Origin of the sequence: Actinoplanes hulinensis, assembly GCF_019429605.1 — a bacterium.
In the GTDB taxonomy this organism is placed as follows: Bacteria; Actinomycetota; Actinomycetes; order Mycobacteriales; family Micromonosporaceae; genus Actinoplanes; species Actinoplanes campanulatus.
The window spans coordinates 1-1,510 of sequence record NZ_JAHXZI010000054.1; the positions used below are offsets into that span (position 1 = coordinate 1).

Below are 1,510 nucleotides of genomic sequence, written 5' to 3' on the forward strand. Positions count from 1 at the left end.
CAACGCCGTTCAGTTAGGCCAGCGTCGGGTTCGTCAAGGTCCGTTGGTGATGATGTTGATGGCGATGGTGGCTTGGTAGGTGCGCCGGTCGATGTTCGGGCCGCGGGCCTGGTATTTGGAGTTCGATCGTTTGATCATGCGGGCTTTCACCCGGATCCGGCGGTCGGGCAGTAGGTGGTCCAGGACTGCCTGGCCGATCGCGCCGACGAGGTCGACGACGGTGTCGGTGATGATGCCCGCGGCTTGGATGACCTGGTTGCGGGCGGTGATCAAAGCGGTGGTGAAGCTGGCCCGGTCCGGGTCGAGGCCGGGCCGGGTGTCAGTGGCATCGACCATGGCGGTGCGCAGGAGTTGGTAGACGATCAGCAGCGCGTGGATCTCCTGGTCGATGCCGTCCGGGGTACGGGCGCGTAGGACCCGGCCACCGAGAATGCTGGATTTCAGCTCCAGGTAGGCGGTCTCGATCTCCCATCGCTGGTGATACAGCGTGATCAGTTCCCGGGCTGGGTGTCGGCGGGCGTCCAGCAGGGTGGTGATCAGCCGGTAGTCACCGGTGCTCGTGCCGGTGCTGGTCTTGACCGCGATCCGGGCGTCGATGACCCGCACCCGCACGGTGCCGATCGTGGACAGCCAGGAGCCGTCCCGGTGACGGGTGATGACCGGCAGGCGGCGGCCACTCTTGCAGCGGATCAGCAACTCGGCCTTCGTGGCGGCGAGGGTCTTGACCAGATCGGCGGCAGCGTAGTTGCGGTCGGCCAGCAGCAGCATCCCCGCTTTCAGGCTGCGGGCCAGTACGCGGGCCTGATCGAGTTCGCTGGTGCCGAGCGGGTCGAAAACGGCGTCGATCACCGAGCGGGTGCCGCAGGCCAGCAGAGCGCTCAGCCGTAGCGTCGGGTAGCCGGCCCCGCCGTGGTTACCGCGCTGTTTGCGGTAGCGGACGCCGACCGCGGCGGCATCGGCGACCGACAGTGTCGTCCCGTCGACCGCGGTCAGCAGCAGGCCTTGCCAGCGGACCGCTGGGGTCGCCGACGTCGCGGCCGGGCCGCGCAGCAGATCGAACAATGCTCGCAACGGCGCGGATCCGAGACGCTGCCGGGCCTGCCGCAAAGCGCTGGAAGAAGGCTTGACCAGAGGCAACCCGGCCAGCCCCGCGGTCAACTGTTGCCACACCTGCAGGTAGCCGTATTCGGCGAACAGCACCCCGGCCAGCAGCAGATACACCACCACCCGGCCCGGCAGCAGCCGTACCCGCTGCTGCAGCCGCCCGGTGGCGGCAAGAACGTCATCGACCATCTCGAACGGAATCAGCCGGGTCAGCTCGCCCAGATGCCCCGGCGCGAACACCCCCGCAGCTACCGTCACGGTGCGGGTTATGGCAATCTGATCGAGCAAGCGGAGTCCTGGGGTGGGTTGTCTTGGAGTGACAAACCTCTATACCGGAACTCCGCTTCCTACTTTCTGATCAACACACCCTTGACGCCAGCCCGGACCGCCTAACTGAACGGCGTTG

Annotated in this window: 1 protein-coding gene; it reads right to left on the reverse strand. The window is 67.0% G+C overall.

The annotated features are described in order from the left end of the window. Positions 1 to 33 precede the first annotated feature (33 nt). Positions 34 to 1,362: an IS4 family transposase gene (locus KZ829_RS42520; protein ID WP_308285898.1), complete on the reverse strand. Its 1,329-nt coding sequence runs from the start codon at positions 1,360 to 1,362 to the stop codon at positions 34 to 36. Positions 1,363 to 1,510 lie beyond the last annotated feature (148 nt).